19 protein-coding genes are annotated in these 22,500 nt (G+C 51.7%); 4 read left to right on the top strand and 15 right to left on the bottom strand.

Annotation, left to right across the window (positions count from 1 at the left end; genetic code table 11):
- Positions 1-28 precede the first annotated feature (28 nt).
- Together FQK12_RS12080 and FQK12_RS12075 are read right to left on the bottom strand one after the other, a co-directional pair.
- Positions 29-1,099: an ATP-binding protein gene (locus tag FQK12_RS12080; RefSeq protein ID WP_014228739.1), complete on the bottom strand. Its 1,071-nt coding sequence runs from the start codon at positions 1,097-1,099 to the stop codon at positions 29-31.
- Positions 1,096-1,800, bottom strand: coding sequence for a response regulator (locus FQK12_RS12075; protein ID WP_004131145.1), 705 nt, complete (start codon positions 1,798-1,800; stop codon positions 1,096-1,098). Before FQK12_RS12075 ends, FQK12_RS12080 begins: the two co-directional genes overlap by 4 nt.
- Positions 1,801-2,158: 358 nt before the next feature.
- Between FQK12_RS12075 and FQK12_RS12070 the strand changes: the two genes are divergently transcribed.
- A complete protein-coding gene (locus FQK12_RS12070) occupies positions 2,159-2,545 on the top strand; it encodes a hypothetical protein (protein ID WP_014838032.1) in 387 nt (128 codons plus the stop codon).
- Positions 2,546-2,863: 318 nt separating this feature from the next.
- Positions 2,864-5,983, top strand: coding sequence for a multidrug efflux RND transporter permease subunit (locus FQK12_RS12065; RefSeq protein ID WP_014228737.1), 3,120 nt, complete (start codon positions 2,864-2,866; stop codon positions 5,981-5,983).
- 637 nt (positions 5,984-6,620) lie between these two features.
- Here the strand turns inward: FQK12_RS12065 and FQK12_RS12055 are convergent.
- Entirely contained in the window at positions 6,621-6,842 is a 222-nt protein-coding gene (locus tag FQK12_RS12055; protein ID WP_004849645.1) for a cold shock domain-containing protein, read from the bottom strand.
- A gap of 659 nt (positions 6,843-7,501) precedes the next feature.
- On the opposite strand from FQK12_RS12055, the gene cspA reads away from it, so the two are divergent.
- On the top strand, positions 7,502-7,714 hold the full coding sequence (gene cspA, locus FQK12_RS12050) for an RNA chaperone/antiterminator CspA (protein WP_004849644.1): 213 nt from the start codon (positions 7,502-7,504) through the stop codon (positions 7,712-7,714).
- A 137-nt stretch (positions 7,715-7,851) separates the two neighbouring features.
- Here cspA and FQK12_RS12045 read toward each other — a convergent pair whose 3' ends face one another.
- From FQK12_RS12045 to FQK12_RS11990, 12 genes are all read right to left on the bottom strand, one after another.
- Positions 7,852-9,285, bottom strand: a complete 1,434-nt coding sequence (locus FQK12_RS12045) for an anion permease (protein ID WP_014838029.1) — start codon at positions 9,283-9,285, stop codon at positions 7,852-7,854.
- Between the two features lie 108 nt (positions 9,286-9,393).
- Positions 9,394-11,994 (bottom strand): bifunctional aconitate hydratase 2/2-methylisocitrate dehydratase, encoded by a 2,601-nt coding sequence (acnB, locus tag FQK12_RS12040; protein ID WP_014228734.1) that lies wholly within the window; start codon positions 11,992-11,994, stop codon positions 9,394-9,396.
- A 68-nt stretch (positions 11,995-12,062) separates the two neighbouring features.
- Positions 12,063-12,629 carry an RBBP9/YdeN family alpha/beta hydrolase gene (locus FQK12_RS12035; protein WP_014228733.1) on the bottom strand — a complete coding sequence of 189 codons (567 nt, stop codon included), beginning with the start codon at positions 12,627-12,629 and terminating at the stop codon, positions 12,063-12,065.
- Positions 12,630-12,661: 32 nt separating this feature from the next.
- The gene (citG, locus tag FQK12_RS12030; RefSeq protein WP_014228732.1) at positions 12,662-13,534 is read right to left on the bottom strand and encodes a triphosphoribosyl-dephospho-CoA synthase CitG; all 873 of its coding nucleotides are present in this window, start codon (positions 13,532-13,534) and stop codon (positions 12,662-12,664) included.
- On the bottom strand, positions 13,509-14,057 hold the full coding sequence (citX, locus tag FQK12_RS12025) for a citrate lyase holo-[acyl-carrier protein] synthase (RefSeq protein WP_014228731.1): 549 nt from the start codon (positions 14,055-14,057) through the stop codon (positions 13,509-13,511). The genes citG and citX overlap by 26 nt, the downstream gene beginning before the upstream one ends.
- Positions 14,054-15,574 carry a citrate lyase subunit alpha gene (gene citF / locus FQK12_RS12020; RefSeq protein WP_014228730.1) on the bottom strand — a complete coding sequence of 507 codons (1,521 nt, stop codon included), beginning with the start codon at positions 15,572-15,574 and terminating at the stop codon, positions 14,054-14,056. Before citF ends, citX begins: the two co-directional genes overlap by 4 nt.
- A 33-nt stretch (positions 15,575-15,607) precedes the next feature.
- Entirely contained in the window at positions 15,608-16,483 is an 876-nt protein-coding gene (gene citE, locus FQK12_RS12015; protein WP_014228729.1) for a citrate (pro-3S)-lyase subunit beta, read from the bottom strand.
- Positions 16,483-16,773: a citrate lyase acyl carrier protein gene (gene citD / locus FQK12_RS12010; RefSeq protein ID WP_004849626.1), complete on the bottom strand. Its 291-nt coding sequence runs from the start codon at positions 16,771-16,773 to the stop codon at positions 16,483-16,485. Before citD ends, citE begins: the two co-directional genes overlap by 1 nt.
- Positions 16,774-16,797: 24 nt before the next feature.
- The gene (gene citC, locus FQK12_RS12005) at positions 16,798-17,871 is read right to left on the bottom strand and encodes a [citrate (pro-3S)-lyase] ligase (RefSeq protein WP_014228728.1); all 1,074 of its coding nucleotides are present in this window, start codon (positions 17,869-17,871) and stop codon (positions 16,798-16,800) included.
- A 21-nt stretch (positions 17,872-17,892) separates the two neighbouring features.
- Positions 17,893-18,795, bottom strand: a complete 903-nt coding sequence (locus FQK12_RS12000) for a fumarylacetoacetate hydrolase family protein (protein ID WP_038423239.1) — start codon at positions 18,793-18,795, stop codon at positions 17,893-17,895.
- Between the two features lie 79 nt (positions 18,796-18,874).
- A complete protein-coding gene (locus FQK12_RS11995) occupies positions 18,875-20,113 on the bottom strand; it encodes an MFS transporter (protein ID WP_014228726.1) in 1,239 nt (412 codons plus the stop codon).
- Between the two features lie 94 nt (positions 20,114-20,207).
- A complete protein-coding gene (locus FQK12_RS11990) occupies positions 20,208-21,296 on the bottom strand; it encodes a 4-oxalomesaconate tautomerase (protein WP_038423240.1) in 1,089 nt (362 codons plus the stop codon).
- A 158-nt stretch (positions 21,297-21,454) separates the two neighbouring features.
- Here FQK12_RS11990 and FQK12_RS11985 point away from each other — a divergent pair, with 158 nt between their 5' ends.
- Positions 21,455-22,381: a LysR family transcriptional regulator gene (locus FQK12_RS11985; protein ID WP_014228724.1), complete on the top strand. Its 927-nt coding sequence runs from the start codon at positions 21,455-21,457 to the stop codon at positions 22,379-22,381.
- Positions 22,382-22,500 lie beyond the last annotated feature (119 nt).

Genomic DNA, 22,500 nt, shown 5'->3' with positions numbered 1-22,500 from the left:
AGAAACAGGCTCAATTGAGCCTGTTTTGTCAGGGCAGGTTGACGGGCCATGATAATTTAAAAATCGAGTGATTTTCTCGTGACAACCGATAGCTCACGCTGCCGCCGTGAGCGAGCATAATCGCTTTGACGACCGATAATCCCAATCCGCAGCCTTGAGGATTAATATGTCTGGCATATTCTCCGCGCTGAAAAGGTTCAAATAACAGCCGCTGGAGTTCTTCAGGAATTCCGGGACCGCGATCCTGAACCAGAATATAATTTTCTTTGCCAGAGGTTCCATTCTTTACCAGCAAAGTTCGGGAGGTGGAATATTTTAACGCATTATCGAACAGTACCGTCAGGCACTGCGTCATACGCAAAGGATCGCAAACGCACAACTGCTGCTTGAGTTCAGTGATAAGGGTGAACCGCTTGCTACGAAACTCCGGTAAAAAAGTGTCAAGCGCGCTGGTAATCGTCGCTTCGAGATCGACCTCGCTGAGCGTCAGCGTATAGCCGGCGCCGCCGGAGGAACTTACGACCCGCAGATCCTCGATTAAATTAGTCAGGCCTTCCGTTTGTCTCAGCAGGTTTCTGAATAGCGCGGGCTCTGGCTCAAACACCCCTTCGACCAGCCCCTGAAGCCTTCCGCGCAGAATAGTGACGGGAGTTCTGAGTTCGTGAGCGATGGCCGCGTTCCACAGATTTCGCTGAACGTCGAGGGTCTGCAGCTTTTCCGCCATTTCATTGAAATCATTAACAAGATTATTAATCTCGCCCAGCTGAGAGCTGGTTCCGGACGCTCTTGCGCCAAGATTGCCCTGCGAAATTTGTTTCAGGCTCTGGGCAACGGCATTTAGCGGCGTCAATATTCTGGCAGAGAGTTTCACGGTAAAAAACAGCGATACCACCAGACTGGTGACTGAAGCTATCATGATCCACAGCCAGTCCAGCAAGGTCATATCATCTTCGCTCCCGGAGACGGCGCCTCCCGGCAGGTAGTCAATCAAGAAGCTATAAAATAGATAAGAGCCCACCACGGCGATAGCGATAATAATGAAGGTTAACGACAGCATATAGGTCAATATCTGACGGCTCAGAATCGTTTCTTTGTTCATTTTTTCTCACCTAACCGATAGCCCACTCCTCTGATGCTCTCCGGGATGCCTTTGAGCCCCGCGTGTTCAAGCTTTTTCCGCAGTTTACTCATATGGCTATCAACGGTTCGATCAAGTGAATCCCCCTCGGGCAGGCAGGCATCGAGTAACTCTTCGCGTGAGCACACCTTTCGCGGACTGCGCGCCAGGTAGGTCAAAAGCTTAAATTCGGTGGTGGTCAACACCGGGGTGACAATCTTATTCTCGACGGTAATTTCCACATAAAATTCATCGGGATAAATGGTCAGAAACGGCAATCTTAATGGCCTTGAATTGGCGACTTCGGCATTCGGCCGGGTTCTGCGGAGTACCGCTTCCACTCTGGCGATCACCTCGGAGGGATTAAACGGTTTTATCACGTAGTCATCTGCGCCGAGCCTCAGTCCCATCAGTTTATCGACGTCCTGATCAAGCGCGGTCACCATGATAACCGGCACGTTAGTCTCTTTGCGTAAGGTCGTCAGCACGTTCCAGCCATCATAAACGGGTAGATGGATATCCAGTAACACGAGGTCCGGTTTATGCAGACGGGTAAGATTTATCGCCTGCTCGCCGTCCTCCGCCCGACAGGTTTTCATTCCCGCCCGATGTAAATAGCCTGTCAGAATAGCGGCAATTTCATCGTCATCCTCGGCGATAATTATCAGATTGCTTTTGTTCATTTTAGTTTCCACATTACCGATAATAGATTTTATTTTATCTTAAAAAGATTTTATGCCGTACTTGTTTAAACATTCTACAACCTAATCTCAGGCACCAGCCGCGAGTGGATATTTTCCCTGTTAAAAGCAATGTGACAAGCCAGGAGTTAAAAAGTTGCACACGCCGCATTTTTTCCTGCCGATATAAAGCACGCGGAACGCGTCTCCATACTGGCTACACAATCACGAAATAAACAATCAACATACCGCTGCGACAATCCTTCATCGAGGAAGAAAAGTGAAAGCGTGAGTGTGACACGCACGCCTGAGAATTCAGCTCGCCAGGCAACTGATGTGGGCCCCTGTCAGAGAAAACATTATGGAAAGCTTAAGTAATATTCGTCGTGAAAAAGTTCTCGCTGCCTTTATATTTTCCCTGACAGCATGGGCGTTACTTTATTTATGGTTATACCTGGTACATGCCATTGATGAAAAGGTAGCTTCCACGACGCTGTCATCGCCATTGGTCCATGCCAGCATCACCTTCTCAGTCCTGGCGTTTATATTCCAAAAGAAACCTGGCGCGTTAAGAGAATTAGCGATTATCGTCTTCTGGCTGGTATTAATATTTATTTATAGCATTGTTGTATTTAATATACTTTTGAATATCATACCCGACATATATGATATTATCTTTTATTATGAGTGCTTTTTGCTGATCGTTTTCTGCGGTTCTCCGGCGTATTTATTGATGCGGATAATTTGATTTTAGGCCATGAGAAAGATAGCCCTCTTTAGCCGAGTGCGGCAGCCGCGTTCATAAGATTAACCGGGAATATGCATACACACTCCCTCCATAAATCGGCCATTGGCGGTCAACATCGCGCATTTAGACTTAGCCTCTTCCTCCTCGGCCTCGTTCTGGCCGGATGGCGATATATGCCATTCGCGCAGGAGACAATTGCTCGAACGTTGCCGCCTGGATGACGCTATCGCACGAGTTTACCGGAGGATAGGCCCCGGGAAACCGAGCGGTCATCCTGAATTTACTGACCTTTTTGTTTGTTGACTGGATGTCTATCTGATGCCGCACTTTTTTATTGAACGTCCTATTTTCGCCTGGGTGGTCGCGCTGTTTATCGTGCTGACGGGAATATTGTCCATTCCGCGCCTGCCGGTTGCGCAATATCCTGCCGTCGCACCGCCGGGCATTATTATTTCGCTCAGCTATCCGGGGGCCAGCCCGGATGTGATGAATACGTCTGTTGTTTCACTTATCGAGCGCGAGATTTCTGGCGTGGATAATTTGCTTTATTTTGAATCCACCAGCGATACCACCGGCATGGCTTCCATTACGGTAACCTTCAGACCGGGAACGGACGTTAAGCTCGCGCAGATGGATCTGCAAAACCAGATTAAAATCGTCGAGCCGCGTTTACCACAGGCGGTAAGGCAAAATGGCATAACGGTTGAGGCGGCCAATTCCGGCTTTCTGATGATGGTGGGGTTAAAATCCCCGACGGGAGAGTATCAGGAGGCTGATTTAAGCGACTATTTTGCTCGCAATGTGATCGATGAGCTGCGCCGCGTCCCTGGCGTTGGCAAAGTCCAGCTCTTCGGCGGGGAAAAAGCGCTGCGTATCTGGCTGGATCCTATAAAGCTCCACGGTTACGGGCTTTCCGTCACGGACGTGGTGAGCGCTGTCGGCCAACAAAACGTGATTGTTTCTCCCGGCAGAACGGGAGATGAACCAACGACGCCGCAGCAGGCCGTTACTTATCCGATAACCGTTAAAGGTCAGCTCTCATCGGTTGAGGCGTTTCGCAACATTACCTTAAAATCTGAGGTGACTGGCGCACGGCTAAAGTTGGCTGATATTGCGCGCGTGGAGTCCGGGTTACAAAGCTATGCTTTTGGCATACGAGAAAACGGCGTTCCCGCCACGGCTGCCGCTATTCAGCTCTCTCCCGGCGCAAATGCGATCGGCACGGCATCGGGGGTCCGCGCGCGGCTGGCGGAGCTTTCAGGCGTGCTTCCTGAAGCAATGGCGTTCACGGTTCCGTTTGATACCGCCCCCTTTGTGAAGCTTTCTATTTTGAAGGTGGTGGAAACCTTTGCCGAAGCAATGGTGCTGGTGTTTCTCGTTATGCTGCTGTTTCTGCACAAAATCCGCTGCACGTTTATCCCCGCAATCGTAGCCCCGGTGGCGCTGCTGGGCACCTTAACGGTGATGCTGTTTAGCGGCTATTCCATCAATATCCTGACCATGTTCGGCATGGTGCTGGCAATCGGCATCATTGTTGATGACGCTATTGTTGTTGTGGAGAACGTTGAGCGCCTCATGGAAGAAAAGGGGCTCTCCCCGAAGCAGGCCACGCGGGAAGCGATGAGTGAAATCACCCCGGCCATTATGGGTATTACGCTGGTGCTGACCGCGGTATTTATTCCCATGGGTTTTGCCGACGGGTCGGTAGGGATTATTTACCGGCAATTCTGCATTTCTATGGCAGTATCCATTTTATTATCGGCATTCCTGGCGCTGACGCTCACCCCTGCCCTTTGCGCTACGTTACTTCGGCCGCATCAGCCTGACCGGAGCAAAGGCGGCTGTTTTTCCGCGTGGTTTAACGCCCGTTTTCACCGCCTCGCCTCATTTTACGCCTCCGGGCTCGGGTTTGTTCTGAAACGGACCGGACGCATGATGCTGCTGTATACCGCGCTCTGTCTCGCGCTGTATGCCGGTCTATCCTCATTACCTTCGTCATTTTTACCGGATGAAGATCAGGGTTACTTTATGTCGTCGATCCAGCTCCCTTCCGACGCCACGATGCAGCGTACGCTTAAGGTGGTACAACGATTTGAAGATGAAATTGCCGCGCGGCAGGCCGTTGAAAGCAACATCATGATCCTGGGATTTGGGTTTTCAGGCTCAGGGCAAAACTCTGCCATGGCTTTCACCACCTTGAAGGACTGGAAAAATCGCGAGGGCGCGACCGCCCAGGGTGAAGCAGAGTATATTCAAAGCAGTATGGAAAGCGTTCCCGATGCCGTCACGATGAGCCTGCTCCCTCCGGCTATCTCCGACATGGGGACCTCATCCGGGTTTACCTGGTATTTGCAGGACCGTGGCGGCAAGGGCTATCCGGCCCTGAAAAAGGCAGCGGATGAGCTGGTAAAGCGTGCGAACCAGAGTCACCTGTTGAACGATGTCTATATCGATGGGCTCCCTGAAGGGAGTAGCCTGATGCTTAACGTCGACAGGGAAAAAGCGGAAGCGATGGGCGTATCGTTTGATGAGATTAACCAAACGATTACCGTCGCAACGGGCTCCAGTTACGTCAATGACTATACCAATAATGGCCGGGTTCAACAGGTGATCGTTCAGGCGGATGCGCCCTACCGTATGCAACCGGAGCAGTTATTGACCCTGTCGGTGAAGAACCGCTCGGGGCGGATGCTTCCTTTGGCGGCGTTTGTGACGCTCTCCTGGAACGTTGCCCCGCAGCAGCTCAATCGCTATCAGGGATATCCGGCCATCCGCATTAGCGGAAGCGCCGCCGCGGGCGAGTCCACGGGTAGCGCAATAATGGCGATGGAGAAGCTGGCGGACCAGTTGCCGGCGGGTTTCGCCGGAGAATGGGCGGGGAGTTCGTTACAGGAAAAGCAGTCCGCGTCACAGCTGCCGGGGCTGATAATACTCTCGGTGCTGGTCGTATTCATGGTGCTGGCCGCACTCTATGAAAGCTGGTCGATTCCCTTCGCGGTAATGCTTGTGGTTCCTCTCGGCCTGCTCGGCGCGGTTGTGGCCGTGACGGTGGCGAATATGACCAACGATGTCTTTTTTAAAGTGGGCCTGATAACCCTGATTGGCCTTTCCGCTAAAAATGCGATTCTGATTGTGGAATTTGCCAGACAACTGATGAGCCAGGGAATGAACGTGGTGGATGCAACATTACTCGCCTCAACGCAGCGCTTACGCCCAATACTCATGACCTCGCTGGCATTTACATTAGGCGTCGTACCGCTGATGCTGGCCAGCGGGGCGAGCGACACGACCCAGCATGCCCTGGGAACGGGCGTCTTCGGGGGTATGATAAGCGCAACGGTGCTGGCTATCTTCTTTGTCCCCGTCTTTTTCGTCATGATTACGCGGTGCATTAAACAACGTCGGAAAGGGGAAAACACCCCGCGCCATATTAAATAGCACGAGGTTGGTACGAGCGCAGCTGGAACGACAAGACGAGTTTTACGCTGCGTTAAGGGAAAGGATGTCGCCGCGCTTTAGACTCGCTTGCCTCACTCGTTCGGCGGTCTTGTCGTCAGCCGCTAAACAGCGGCTGTTAAGGCTAATGGCGCGCGCTTTTCATGGCATCCTGCCTGCCCGGATTGCACGGCTCTTTTGTGCCTGGAAGATAAAATTTTCCGGACGAGTCAGGCTGCGTTCCGCCGGGACAACCATCGCGTCCAGACGCGGTCGCGCTGCCATCAGAGCCATTGCCCCCATCCGAGTTATTCCCATTCCCGCCGTCGCCGCCATTCCCGCCGTTAGCGGCATAGGCTGAGCATGCGCACAGCATGAAGAAACACACCAAAAAGCGTCTGATCATCACCATCCCCTGTCATCGGATTTAAATACTGACTGAAAGCCGATGAATTGTACGCGCTTCCAGAATCCGTTGAACGCATTTCTGCCGCATCGCCGGATAAGAAAAACCGTACGCAACGCGGCTGTCGTTGCGCTCAGGGACAGGACATGGAATAAGGGAGGAATAATCCTGGGACAGGCCGTCGTGATATCGCCAGCACGGCTTTCGCTATCGCGGGCGTAACGCTATAAATCGTTATTTATCGCACAGTATGACATGGGTGGCGGCAGGGCCTTTGTCATCTCTATGGAGGATGGCATATTCAACTTTCTGGCCTTCAAACAGGGTATTAAAATTATCACCACGCAGCGCCGAGCAATGGACCGAGATATCTTTACCGCCATCGAGAGGTGAAATGAAACCAAATCCCTTCGACTCATTATACCACTTGACCAGACCTTTAATTCTTGAGGACATACTGACTCCTTGCGCATCAGGTAATTGACAGAAAACGTGTCGGATTAAACGTATGGACTCAAAAGAAAGGGGTATCAGCGATAGCGCCTGGTAATGAGAACGGGCCGGTAAAATTTTTAAGTGCATGCGTTTTTTCGGATTAATAATTTCATTAAGGCATGAATACCATTAATAAGCAAATGAAATTTTAGCCGTCCAGATACCCCGATGGGGATAAATAATGAGAAACGGCCTAAATTAATCGCGCTGCGACCGGTGATATGGCTTCACCGCCGGGTGAGCCTGTTCGGAAAAATAAAAAAACATTCTTGCAGATTCATCCACGTCACCGTAACCAAAAATCTAGTTAACCCAATGAAATAGTGAAAGTTATTATCATTACGCCATCAGCAAGTCGCTGGTGAATCACTCCCTCTCTTCCCGTATCACTCTCCGCCCCGGCAATATCAATTGAAATAAGTCTTGCTATCCGCGGTGAAGTATGTGACTAATGATTGGTCGGTTAAGTACACAGACATAATAAAGCGGTTCAGTAAAGCAGTCCTCATCTTAAGTGTTATCCATTGATAATTCTTCCTTTTGAGTCTCCTTATCGTTATTAATTAGATTCTGTGCGAAACCTTTTCGCCGTAAGGCTCAGATATGTTGAGGTATTATCAATGTCTAATAAAATGACTGGCTTAGTAAAATGGTTTAATGAGTCGAAAGGCTTTGGTTTCATCACCCCGGACAACGGTAGCAAAGATGTGTTTGTACATTTTTCCGCTATCCAGGGCGGCGGTTTTAAAACCCTGAACGAAGGCCAGAAAGTCGAATTCACCATTGAAGATGGCCAGAAAGGCCCTTCTGCCGGTAACGTCTTCGCCATCTAAGCTGCGCTTTATTTGCTGGCGGTAGATTTCAGCTTCGCTGCCGATGATGGACTCACGCCAGTTAAAAAACCCTGACATCATGTCGGGGTTTTTTCGTTATATCGCGAGCCGTCAGGTAATAAAAAACAAGGCTGGCCTCAGAGTATTCCGTGCTGAATCAAAAAGCCCCACCACGGAATGCCGACAACCATATGCAGCAGAAACGTTAATAAAGCGATTATGGTCCCGGTTAACCACCAGGATTTAATATCGTTATAACCGGCGGCAAAGATAATCGGCCCGGCGGCACCGCCATAGTGCGTGATACAGCCCCCGTAAGAGTTAGAAAACAGGATGGCGAGCGCCAGCAGCGCAGGCGCCGTTCCGGTAACCAGTCCGACGGTGGCGAAGACGGGAACCATAGCCGCGACGTATGCACCGCCGGAGGCGAATAAATAGCGCACGACGATGCTTAAAAAAACAATAATCACAATGGTCGTGTTACCGGCGCCGAGGAAATCCAGATGCTCGGACATAAAGGCGGCAAGCCATTTAAAAAATCCCTCTTTGCTTAAGGTCGCACTCAGTCCAATAATGCCGCCGTACCAGATTAACGTATTCCAGCCGCCCTTATTTTGCAGCACATCATTCCAGCAAATGACATTCGTGAGCAAAGCGCCAGCCATGGCAATCACCGCAACGGAGGATTCATTCAGCCCCAGATAATGAGAAAATATCCAGCCAGAGAGTGCGGAGATAAAGACCACGATCAGCCCTTTCTCTTTCGAACTGATGGGCCCCAGGTCATTCAGGCCCGCAGTGGCTATTTTTACATTGTCTATTTCTTTTAATTGCGGGCGCACTATTTTGTAGGTGATATAAGGAATGACGGCTAACATCAATAGCCCAAGCGGTACCCCCGCCAGAGCCCACCCTACCCAGCTTATGCGGATATGAAAAATATCGGAAATTAACTGTAACGCTAAGGCATTTCCGGCAAACGCGGTCAAAAACATATAGCTGGTGGTTTTAGTCACCATATAGATATTCACCATCAGATAACGTCCGGCCTGACGCGGACTCTCTTTTGGCGTTGAACCTAACACCAGGGCAATGCTATTGATAATCGGGAATACGACGCCGCCGGCGCGTGCGGTGTTAGAGGGCGTCGCCGGTGACAGCATTAAATCCAACAGCGCCGTGACATACCCCAGCCGCAGGGTTGTCCCACCGAACTTTAAAATAAACCAGTACGCCAGACGTTTCCCTAATCCGGTGGTGACAAAAGCGGCGCTCAAAGTAAACGCGCTAAATACCAGCCATGTCGTTCCCGAGGAAAAACCGCTCAGTACATCCATTGACCTGACGGGGGAGTCATCAAATCGTGCCACCGTTAAGCACGACAAGCCTACCGCCGACAGCATGATAACCGGCTCAGGATAAGGCTTACTCACCAGACCTATAATGGATGCCAGGTAGATACCGGCCAGTATCCAGGCTTCTTTCGTTAATCCCTCGGGGGGTGGAATGATGATTGCTAATATAATAATAAAAATAAGCACCGCTATTTTTATTAGCTTTGACTTCAACATGCTTCACCTCGGCTACAATCCGTGTCATTAAAAGCAGAAGCCTCTTTCTTCTGAAGCTTCCGCTGAACAAGTGAGCTATTCACCGTTATTGCTTAATGCAGTAAAGAATTAGCCAGCGAATGTTTTAATAATATTTTTTCCATCATTCGTTGACTGATACTCTGGCAGCCGATCGAAGTTCAGGTAACGATAAATATCGTCCCTTGATGCTTTGATTTTATCCATGTGCCAGAAATATTGTTCAACGGTCGGCATTTTCCCTATCATCGCCGCCACGGCGCTCAGCTCCGCCGATGCTAAAAAAACGTTCGCATCGGTGCCCAGACGATTCGGGAAGTTACGAGTCGATGTTGAAACAACGGAACTGCCCTGACGTACCCGCGCCTGGTTCCCCATACACAGCGAACAGCCGGCGGGTTCGATTCTGGCGCCCGTTTTTATAAACTGATTAAAGTAGCCTTCACTGGCAAGCTGACGCGCATCCATTTTCGTCGGCGGAGCCAGCCACAGCCGTACGGGTATCTCGCGGGCGTCGGCAATAATTTTACCGGCGGCGCGGAAATGGCCAATATTCGTCATGCAGGAGCCAATAAAGACCTCATCTATCGGCGTACGCGCGACTTCCGACAGCAGCCGGGCGTCATCCGGATCGTTCGGCGCACAGACGATGGGTTCGGTAATTTCCGTGAGATCGATCTCAATCACCGCGGCATATTCGGCGTTCTCATCGGCCACCAGCAGCGACGGATTCGCCAGCCACGCCTCAATTTCCGCAATTCGCCGCGCCAGCGTGTCGGCATTTTCATAACCCTGATTAATCATCCAGCGTAGCAATGTGGCATTGGAGCGCAGGTATTCCGCCACGTTCTCCTCTTCCAGACGCAGCACGCACGCCGCTGCGGAGCGTTCGGCCGAGGCGTCGGCCAGTTCAAAGGCCTGCTCCGCTTTCAGCATCCCGAGCCCTTCGATTTCCAGGATACGGCCGGAGAAAATATTGATCTTATTTTTTTTCTCCACCGTCAGTAATCCCTGCTTGCGGGCATAGAGCGGAATAGCGTGAACCAGATCGCGCAGGGTTATCCCCGGCTGCATCTCTCCCGTAAAACGGACCAGTACGGACTCCGGCATATCCAGCGGCATAATGCCCGTTGCCGCAGCAAAGGCCACCAGCCCGGAGCCCCCGGGAAAAGAGATGCCAAGCGGGAAACGGGTGTGCGAATCCGCCCCGGTCCCCACGGTATCAGGAATCAGCATACGGTTAAGCCAGGAGTGGATAATGCCATCACCCGGCTTCAGCGCCACGCCGTTTCGGTGGCTGATAAACTCGGGCAGCGTTTCATGCAGCTTCACATCAACCGGCTTGGGATAGGCCGAGGTATGGCAGAAAGACTGCATAACCAAATCAGCGGAAAAATTCAGGCAGGCCAGATCGGTAAGCTCATCGCGCGTCATTCCTCCGGTGGTATCCTGCGAACCGACGGTGGTGACTCGCGGCTCGCAGTACTGTCCTGGTCGGATCCCGGCAACGCCGCAGGCTCTCCCCACTATTTTCTGCGCCAGCGTAAAGCCAGCGGCGGAGGGTGCCGGCGCTTTCGGCCGGCGGAAAACGTCGGAGGGCGCAAGGTTCAGTGATTGCCGCGCTCTGGCCGTCAGGCTGCGGCCAATAATCAGCGGAATGCGCCCTCCGGCGCGCACTTCATCCAGCAGAACGTCCGTTTTCAGGGAAAATGAGGTGACAGGACGCTGGCTGTGGGCTTCGCAAATTTCCCCGCGATACGGATAGAGATCAATCAGCATTCCCGTGGATAGCGCGGAAACATCCATTTCAAGGGGCAGCGCGCCGGAATCTTCCAGGGTATTAAAAAAGATGGGCGCAATATTGCCGCCAAAAACAAAGCCGCCGCTTCGTTTATTCGGCACCCATGGCATATCGTTGCCAAGGTTCCATAAAATAGAGTTAGTGGCCGATTTTCGCGAAGAGCCGGTGCCGACGACATCGCCGACGTAGACCAGCGGATAGCCCTCTTTCTTTAACTGCTCTAGCTGTCGTATCGGCCCGCGGCTTCCCGGTTCATCCGGGCTGACGCCGTCGCGCGGATGACACAACATGGACAAGGCATGCAGAGGAATATCCGGACGTGACCATGCCTCGGGCGCAGGGGACAAATCATCAGTATTGGTTTCCCCCGTCACTTTGAATACTTTCAGCGTGATCTTCTCCGGCAGCGCCGGACGACGTAAAAACCATTCGGCGTCGGCCCATGACTGAATCACTTTTTGCGCCCAGGCATTTCCTTGTTTCGCCTTTTCTTCCACATCCTTAAATTTTTCAAAAATAAGCAGCGTGGCGCTTAATTGTTCCGCTGCGCTGCTGGCCCAGCGGGGATCGTCCAGTAAGTGAATGAGCGGTTGAACATTATAACCACCCTGCATGGTACCCAGCAGTTCAATAGCCTGCTGAGGCGCAATAATACTCGCCGGGTTTTCTTCTTTGATCTGCTGATAAAGAAAATCGGCTTTAATCTTCGCCGCCGGATCGACGCCCGGCGGCACGCGATGCGCTAACAGCTGTACAAGGGCATTTTTATCATCGCAGGTCTTGCTGGTCAGTAATGTAATTAATTCTTGCGTTTGCTCAGCGGTTAACGGCTTCGGTGGAATATTTTTTTCAGCACGTTCGTCCACATGCTTATTATAAGCTTCTAACATATGCTCTCCGTTTCAGATGTTATTTATCTGAAGGTTGTTTATGTAATAGCGATATTCGGTTGGTAAAATTAACTTTTAATAAATTGCGGTAAGCCTTCACAAAATTCTGCTAACTGCTCCAGACCATAATTCCACTCCCCGAATCCGGACTCAGCATTAATATGCCCGGCGTCACCCAGATCGATTAACCACCCTCCCCAGCATTGCGCCCAGTACTGCGCTCGCTTAAAGGTCATTAACGGATCGTTTCGGCTGGCAAACAGGAGGCTGGGCACCCGCAGCCTCTCGGGAAGTACCGCCTCGTCCAGTTCGAAGAGCGATGGCTCCGCAGGCGCAACCATGACGATACCCGCGATGTTCACCTTTTGCGTCTGAATCAGGCGACATGCGGCGAGCGCCCCAAAGCTGTGGCCGACCAGCACGGCCGGCCGCTGACAGGTAGCCAGCTCCCGACGGATAGCGGATACCCAGGCATCGATATCCGGCTCCAGCCAGTTCCGCTGGCTTATCCGCTTCCAAAAAGGAAAACGACGACTCCAACAGCTTTGCCAGTGATGCTCATCGCTGTCTCGCAAGCCCGGCACCAGAATAATCGTCAACTTCTCGCTGAGCTGTTCCAGACGTTGGGTAGTCATAAAGCCTTCCTCTCCACGTTCAGTACCGCCCGTCAGGCCGGGTAATGGGAAAGTACCCAGCCAACGGCAAGGAGATCCGCGCTGCCGCCAGGGCTAATATTTCTGTCAATCAACGCCTTATCCATGTGTCTCAGCGCTTTTCTGAGCTTTTCACCCGCCAGGTGTTCTATCTTCAGAACGCGTTGCGCATAGCGATGCACATACTGCAGGCCGCTCAGCCCGCCCCGGGACACCACATTGGTATCGGGGTTGAAGGCCATCAGGGCCAGCAGCATCCTGAGCAGCGCATCCTGCTCAGATACCCCCTCCCGCCGCGCTTTCTGCCACTGCGGCAGCCCGAACTGCCTGACGGTATAAAAGCCGTTCTCAGCCTCACCCCGCGCGCCGCTAAGCCCAAAGCGCTGAAAAATATGCTCGCCTTTGGTTTTGGCGAGGCCCTTTCTTTTCAGTTCCTGGCTAACCAGGCCCGCGCACATCGCGCGGGTTTCCTCGCACAGATTGCGCTGGCTAAGCATCTGGTTGCGCTTAACAAGGCGCCCAGCGGCGGCGCACAGCAGGCCGAGGGAAAAAATGCCGCCTTTGTGGGTGTTTACTCCCCCCGTGGCGTTAAACATCGCCTGTTCGCAGGCCAGTCCTGTGGGCCTTATCGCCAATAGCGTCTGCGGGGCAGGCAAATCCGCCGTCGCCTTTCCCTGCGCAAAAAAGCGCGGAAACCAGGGCGAGACGGCGCGAATACTGGCCATAAACAGGGCGATGTTCATATCACGATGCGCGCCATTGTTCTCGCCATCAACCAGCCCGGGCTTTGGCGTTAATCTCACTTCCCGATACATCGCCTCGGCAGCCAGCCAGGCGATGCTTTCCCGTTGCTCAGCCCGTTCAGCGTTGACCGCGAAAATAGTCATAGGCTAAATCCTCAATCACTTGCGCAAGTTCATTCTGAGAATGGCGGCGCATACGGGAACAGACGTGGGCAGCCTCATTGCAAATGAAGCATTTGCGCATCGGCTGTCGGATCGCGCTGCGCTTAATTAATCCGGATGTGGGACAAAAAACATCGATATCCCACAGACGCCCGAGAGGATGATGATCTTCAAGATGCGCCGTCACGTGCTTGATCATCCAGGCTGGCGCCGCTACAGACCAGAACGCTTCGGGCCCGGTGGGCTGAAAACGAACGTCGTGTCTGGAAACGCCCCAGCGATGTTTCCGCAGCAGCTGGCTGAACGCGTCCGTCGCCTCCGCCATAACCTGCCGGGCAAGCGGCGTATCTTTTACCTCTCCGGGCCAGACGAGCGTGGTGGATACCATTGGTTGTTCGAAGCGGCGCAGCCACGCCTGTTGTACACTCGCGCGCGCTTCTCTGGCTTTGAGGACTTCCTCAAGGGTGAGAGGGGCGCAGGAAGCGTTTGTTGTTTCGCCGATCATTCTTTCACCTGCCTTACCACATCAATGACGCTGCCATCGCGATAACGCACGACGCCGACAATGCGCGAGGTAAACTCAATAGGTTTCGGCTCGCCAGAAATTACCAGCGATGTCTGATAAAGCGCTTCGATGTCAACGACCGGCAAACCGGCCGCCGTCAGCCTCTCTTTGACTTCCGGACGGGCAGGATTCACGGCAATGCCGTGGTCGGTGACGAGCACGTCAATGCTCTCTCCCGGCGTTACGCGGGTCGTGACGTGCCTGACGACGGTGGGAATGCGGCTGCGGATCAGGGGCGCGACCACGATAGTTAAATTTGCCGCCGCCGCGACATCGCAATGTCCGCCCGATGCCCCGCGCATCACGCCGTCGGAGCCGGTCAGAACGTTGACGTTAAAATCCGTATCAATTTCCAGCGCGCTTAAGATAACGATATCCACGCGGTCGCAGCAGGCGGCTTTCGCCGCCGGGTTGGCGTAAACGCTGGTCGAGATTTCAACGTGGTGCGGATTTTTCGCCAGCGACTCCCCCGCCGCGCCATCAAAACTTTGTGTATCCAGCAGCTTAGTAATCAGCCCCTTTTCATGCAGATCGACAATACTGCCGGTAATGCCGCCTAAGGCAAAGCTGGCGACGATATTGTGTTTCCTCATGCGGGATTCCAGGAATCGCGTACAGGCGGTGGACGCCGCGCCCGATCCCGTTTGCAGAGAAAAACCATCGCGAAAATAACCGGAATGCTCAATGACGTCCGCAGCAGACCGCGCGATCATCAGCTCTCGCGGATTGCTGGTCACGCGCGCGGCGCCAACGCTGATTTTCGCCGGGTCGCCTACGCTGTCGATTTTGACAATATAATCAACCTGATCCTGAATAATGCTGGCCGGCATATACGGAAACGGCTCAATGCTTTCCGTCAGCAAAACCACCTTGCGGGCATATTTTGCATCGACCATCGCGTAGCCAAGCGAGCCGCATCGGGATTTGCCGCCGCTGCCGCTGGCATTGCCATATTCGTCGCAGCAGGAGACCGCCAGGAACGCGACATCAATATTAATTTCACCCTTTTCAATCAGATTGACCCTGCCGCCGTGCGAGTGGATCTGTACCGGCTCCTCCATCAGGCCGTGTGAAATCGCATCCGCTAATTCACCGCGCATCCCGGAGGTATAGATTTTGCTAATAACGCCGTGTTTAATATGCTCGATCAGCGGCGCGTTGCAGGTCATCAGGGAACTTGACGCCAGCGTCAGCCCTCGCAGGCCTTTTTCCGCCAGCCTGGCCATAACGTAGTTAATCACTTGATCACCCTCGCGGAAGGCGTGATGAAATGAAACGGTCATCCCATCGCGTAAATCGCAGCGCGATAAAACTTCATCCAGCGTGTCAAAAAGTTTGCGCTGATATTTTTGCCGGGTATCCGCAAGATAGGGCGTATGGGTATTTGCGCCGGAAAATACCTCATACTGGTGCTGGGCGCCGGATATATTATGAAGGGCTTCGGTTAATTGATTCATAGTTAAATCCTGTTGCTGGTGACTGAATGGAGATTATTGCCGGATGCCGGAGGCATTTTTACGTTCAATAACCACCCGGGCATGGTTGATGATCGGCGCGTCAATCATTTTGCCGTTCAGTGAAATCACCCCAAGTCCGCTACGCTCCCCTTCTTCGGCCGCGGCAATAACACGCTCCGCGTAATCAACTTCTTCCTGAGTGGGGGCATAGGCATTATGTAAGATCTCTATCTGCCGCGGATTAATAAGCGACTTACCGTTAAAGCCCATACGTTTAATCAAATCCACTTCTTTCAAAAAGCCGGCCTCGTCATTAATATCGGCATAGACCACGTCAAACGCATCAATACCTGCCCCGCGGGCCGCATGTAATACCGCGCAGCGCGCGTAAAACAGCTCGGTACCGTCGCCGCGTTCCGTTTGCATATCCATGACGTAATCAAACGCCGCCAGCGCAATCCCCATCAGGCGTTGAGAGGACCTGGCGATAGCGACGGCATTAATGACCCCCACCGCCGATTCAATCGCCGCCATCAGCTGCGTAGAGCCCACCGGGCGGCCGCAGCTCTCTTCAATACGCACAATTTCACGCTCAAGCTGGTAAATATCTTCCGGCGTATCGGTTTTGGGTAAACGGATAACATCGACGCCGGCGCGCACCGCCGCTTCCAGGTCTTTTAAGCCAAATGGCGTATTCAGCGGATTAATCCTGACAACGGTTTCAATATCTTTATACATAGGATGCTGTAGCGCATGGAACACCAGCAGCCGCGCGCTGTCTTTCTCTTTCAACGAGACCGCATCTTCCAGGTCAAACATGATTGAATCGGGTTTATAAATAAAGGCTGTTGAAAGCATAGCGGCGCTTGAACCCGGTAAAAAAAGCATGCTACGGCGTAATTTTTTCATCATAATTTTTCCCACGCAATTTCGTTGCTGGCCGTTCCCCGTAAAATCGCCGCCTGCATTCTGGCGCGGATAACGCAGTCCAGCGCGCCCTTATCCTCAACAATAATTTGCCCCTGCGTAACGTTTAATGCGGAAAGTGTTTCATTAACCACTGCCGTAATCTGTTCACCAAATTGTTTGTACACTTCGCTGTTGATAGTAATATCGAGCCCATCATCGTAGGGGCTGACTTTGACAACCAGGTCGCTGGATTCCAGCGTCCCGGCGATTGCCGCATGTAATATTTTCATATAAATATCCTGAACAATGATTTATTAAGCATCAACCATATCCAAATCGGGCTGCTTAGATTGATTCGCTGATAACCATTTATATAAATAGGGCATCGTAGTTGCAGGCACCATACTTTTAACGGTGTGCATATCTTCGTGACTTAACAATTTCCTGACCGCAGAGGCGGAGATGGGAAGATTATTCATATCGGTCATCCGCTGAATCTCATTCACCTTGATACTGGCGGCAGGTATTGTCATCTCATCCTCCAGCCAGTGATGCATTGCGTCATTATATTGCGCGGTCACCTTACAGAAGGGTTCAGTACCAACAAAACGCTGATTAATATTTAAAGCCGGTGCAATGTAACGGCGGAACATAAGCAAATCGATTGCGGCATACACCTCGTTAATAATTTGTTTTTCTTTGAGAAAGTAACCGGGGAATGTTCCTCGAGAAATAATATATTTTGAGCCAGGATGGACCGTAATATTAGGCAGATGCCGTGACCCCTCCTGAACCATGGCAAACCGTTGCCGAAAGGAAAACGTGGACAGATCTTCCTCAACGACAAAGACATGCAGCCAGTCGCACGCTTTTGCAGCCTGCTCAATCAGATACTGGTGCCCTAACGTAAAGGGATTTGCATTCATCACAATCCCGCCGATATTTCCGGCCGTCACCAAATGCTGGCCCCGCAGTTGGCGGCAGTAGCGATGGATGCCAACCGGCGAATTCTCCATCAGCGTCGCCCTGTTATCGAGGGTGACCAAAGGATAAAATCCGCATCCCTGGAACGACCGCACATTGTCCGGACACGTCAGGAGAAAAAGCTGATGTTCGCCGTTCTGAACAGCCTGCAGCTCCGCTTCATGAATGATTTTCAGGCCTAACGCCGTCCCGCGCCACTCTCTGGCAACCGCAATGCATTTTAACGTATTCCCCGCAAGCCCGGCGCAGGCAACCAGCTGCCGCTGGCAGCGCGCGACAACAAATTGCTCAATGTCGCCGTCGATGCCTAATCCATTGTTCTTCAGAAAGAGAATAATTTCGTCTCTGAAGGTACCGTTGCTAGTTTCCACTTTCTCGAATTCTAGCGTTTGGTCGGTGTACATCTTGTTTCTCCTGCCCATACCTTAATGAGCGTCAAATAATCTTGTCTGAGCCCGCGGAGACGACGACATCTGCAATTCGTGCTGCGGTTTTGATTCGACAATCGTATTCATGAGATGCCCAATATTTTCAATTACCACCTCGACCCGATCGCCTTCGTGCATAAAGAGTGGGGGCGTTCTTTTTTTACCGACGCCGCCAGGAGAGCCGGTAATAATGACATCGCCGGCGCTGAGCGCCGTAAAAGTACTGATATAGCTAATCAGATCGGCAACTTTATGGATCATACTGCTCGTCGAATCATTCTGAACCATAATGCCGTTCAAATAGGTTTGAATAGACAAGCGGTGGGGATCGGGTATTTCATCAACGGTTGTCAGGCAGGGACCAAACGCGCCGGTCTGCCGCCAGTTTTTCCCGGCGGTAAACCAGGCATGCTGCCAGTCGCGCACCGATCCATCCATATAGCAGCTATAGCCTGCAACATGGCTCAGGGCAGCGCCAGTATCGATATTCATACCCGGTTTGCCAATAATAACGGCCAGCTCACCTTCATAATCAAATTCATTGGATAGCGCGGGTTTTAATATCGGTGTTGCATGACCGGTTTGCGAGTCAGGAAAACGAATAAAGAGGGTCGGCGCATCGCTGGTTTCAGAAAACTCTTTTCTTTTTTCCGCATAGTTCATACCGACGCAGAAAATTTTCCCTGGATTTTCAATGACCGGTAAAAAAGTAATATCAGCCATCATGACATCGACCGGATAATTAACATATTGGCCGGCGATCTCAATAGCGCCCCACTGCAGTAAGTCCTTCAGCGTACGATATTGATGACCAATCTTGCCACCCAGGTCAATAATGCCTGTATCCGTCAATATTCCATAACTCTTACGACCATGATGAACATAGCTTGCTAATTTCATGATGACACCTTACTAACATTGAATTTCTTTACTCACGCCACTGGAGATGACGTGAGTCATTCACTTCGCCACGAAGGGTTTAAGACTCAACCGGAACCATGACTTTTGTTTCGCTGGAAGACAAATACGTTGCAACCACCGCCCCCACGGCCAGTAGCGCAATAATGAATCCCGTCATCCCCTGCCAGCCCATAGAGTGGAAAACAAAGCCGTTCACGAAACCAATCACTGAGCCGCCCATGTAGTAGAAGAACAGATACAGCGCGACGGCCTGGCCACGTGCATGCGTTGCATTTTTACTTACCCAGCTTAAGCCAATGGAGTGACAACCAAAGAAACAACCGGTAAAAATGACCGCGCCGATAATAAAGGTGACGACGTTAGACGTTAAAGTCAGCAGCATTCCCAGCGCCATCATTACAAACAGCGCGCGCAGGACTCTCATACTGCCGTATTTTGCGGAAAGTCGTCCCGCCTGAGGGGCGGTAAAAAAGCTTAAGGCAAAGCTAAAGGAGAGCAGGCCCGCATTCGCCGGAGAAATATGAAAGGGTTCGCCTTTCAGGAAGAAAGCCAGGTAGTTATAGAGAGAGGTGAATACCCCAAAGATGATGAAGCTAATCACGAAGGCTAACGCCAGCTTTTTATTTTTAAAGTGAGATGCCGCGCCTTTCACCACGCGAAGAACGTTGAGGTTTTGCGTTGGCTTAAAGTTCTGAGACGCCGGGAGTAAAAAGTAAACCAACAAAGCCACCAAAATCAGGCTGATCGCAAAACCATAGAAAATGGTATTTATTGAGATATGGTCGATCAGCTGGCTGGCCACAATACGCCCGGACATCCCTCCCATCGAGTTACCAAAGACGAAGTATCCGGTGACCACCCCCGCCACCACCGGCGCGACCTCCTCGCTGATATAGGCGGTTGCGGCAGCAGCGATACCGCTGAGCGCCAGGCCAATAACCGCACGCAGGGCCACCAGCATCGCCCATGATTCGACCAGAGGACAGAGCATCGTCAGCAGTCCGCCAAGTAGCAGCGAAACGATAATTAATTTTTTCCTGCCGTAATGATCGGACAGCGTCCCGGTGAATAATAATCCGATAGCCAGAAGCGCCGTTTCTGCGGAGAGAATGATACTCACCTGACTCACCGGCACATCATATTCGACGGCGAGAACGGGTAACAGAGGTTGAATAAAAAAGAGTGAGGCTAATTCTGCAAGGCCGGATAGCGCCAGGGCCAGGATGATCCGAATATAATTACTGACCTTGACGGGAGCAGAATTAAGCTGATTATCTTTCGTATGGGTTATAGCCATAAAATCCTCGACATTATTTTTTTAGGTACAGAGTTATGTAGCAACTACACGCGAGAGGACATCAGTATTGCACCGCATTAATGATATAAAATATTTATAATTCCTCCACTAAAACATATTCCGGGACGCAAACCGTGCCTTCAAATAATTTACGGGAGGTTCTAATCACTGCGGCACGCGTTTTCTCAATATCATCTCCCTCTTTGAGTAAAGATACGGAAATTTTTCCGCTAGGATGTTCAATATTAATAATATTGGTATACGGCGTCCTCGGCTGGTCGGCCACAATGTGATGGGCCACCGATCCTTCAATTATCGTGGCCGTGGATATGCCGATAGAGCCCGTAATAGCCAGTGATTTATGGCAAGTATGAGGCATAAAATAACGAACTCTGATGGTCCCGCCTGCGCCGGGCGCGCTCAGCAGAACCGGTTTAGGGATCACTTTATCGGCGACATCGCCCAGCCCCATTTTCGCACCTGCCTTGCGCCGGATCGTTTCCAGCTTATTCATAAACGCGCGATCGGCATCGAGGTCGGCCGGTGATTCGTCTCCCGTTTTGCCCATCCGCTCTGCCCTAATCAGCACCATCGGCATCGCCATATCAATACAGGTGACTTCCACACTATCAATCACATCAACGACGTTACCGGTTGGCAGCAGCTTTCCCGTCTTGCATCCGGCGGAGTTAAGGAAAGTCAGGCCAATCGGCGCAGCGCAGCCGGGAACGCCATCAATGTGCGTATCGCCTTCATAGTTGACATAAAAATTCGGCGTTTGTACTTCCGCATCAACCAGCGTACCGGTATTCAGGTTGCGGATTCGCACTGTCGTCACCGGACTTTGCGCCTTAACCAGGCCTTTTTCAATCGCGAAGGGCCCTACGGCACAGAGCATATTACCGCAGTTAGGCGTGGTATCGACGCGGCGCTCGTTGACCATCACCTGAACAAATAAATAGTCGACGTCAGCATCCGGACTGTCCGAGGGGCTAACAATCGCGACTTTACTGGTTTGGGGGCTGCCGCCGCCAATACCATCAATTTCAAGTTCGTGACCCGCGCCCATTAAGCCCAGCAGCACAGCATCGCGTTCTTCAATTTTTGTCGGTAAATCACTGGCCAGAAGCACCGGGCCTTTCGAAGTACCGCCACGCATCAGTACACAAGGAATCTTTAACATTATGTTTCTCGTTTCACGCATTGATAAGAGCAATGTCAGGATTCCACAGACGAATACATAATTCTAATGCCAATAAAACCATCGATTAATACGCTTTGCGTATAAATAGCGGTTAGGTTAGTGTGTTTGCATCGCGATAAAGTCTGGAGTGAAATCTCATGCTGCACGATCTTCAAGGTATACAAGCGTTTGTTAAAATTGCAGAAATTGGATGTTTCACAAGAGCATCACATTTTCTTCACACATCCCAACCGGCGTTAACCCGCCGGATTAAAAAACTTGAAGAGCAGCTGGGAGCTACGCTATTTGAACGGACAACCAGAAACATTAAACTCACGGCTGTAGGCAGAGAGTTTTTACCTAAGGCAAAGAATTTAATAGATTTTTATGAAAGCTCGATCCTGAGTATTAAAGAAATGGCCACCCATCAAAGCGGCGTTGTCACCCTGTCCTGCCTCCCCACCGCGGCGTTCTATTTCCTCCCTTCGGTCATCAGGGACTATAACAATCACTACCCCAATATCCGTATCCGCATCCTCGAGCATAGCGCCAGCGATTGTCTTGAAGCCGTCTTAAACGGTGACGCAGATTTCGGCATAAACATGATAAACATCACACATCCCAATATCGATTTCTCGCCGCTGGTCAATGAACCTTTCGTATTAGCCTGCCGACGAGACCACGAACTGGCGCAGAAATCGCTGATCTTGTGGGAAGACCTGGCCAGCTTCAGGCTTATTGGCGTTAGACGTTCAAGCGGTAACCGCTCGCTGATCGATCAAGCGCTGGAGAATATGGACTGGAAGCCCAACTGGTTCTATGAAGTCAGGCATCTGTCGACGTCGCTGGGTATGGTAGAGGCAGGGCTTGGCGTGGCGGTGGTTCCCAGTCTGGCCATGCCGACCGATGAGCATCACATTCTTGTCAGCCGTCCGCTCGTTGAGCCGGTTATTCGCCGCACGCTCGGTCTCGTGCTGCGCAGAGAAACGGCGCTGAGCCCTGCAGCGGAAAAGTTCAGGGAGATGCTATTACAACTCTGGTCACAGGATACAAGCAGCCCGTGGATAGGGAAATTTACCCGGTAGAGCCGCTTTTATCTTCTGCACTCTAGCGCCTGACGCTGCGTGAGGGACGCGGCGATATCATTTTCAGGCCGGGGACGCGCTCGTCTGGCAATTATTGTCGCTCTTTTATAAGCCTGGCT

Origin of the sequence: Klebsiella sp. ME-303, from assembly GCF_007910085.1 — a bacterium.
In the GTDB taxonomy this organism is placed as follows: domain Bacteria; phylum Pseudomonadota; class Gammaproteobacteria; order Enterobacterales; family Enterobacteriaceae; genus Klebsiella; species Klebsiella michiganensis.
This window is presented reverse-complemented; position numbering and strand designations above follow the sequence as displayed.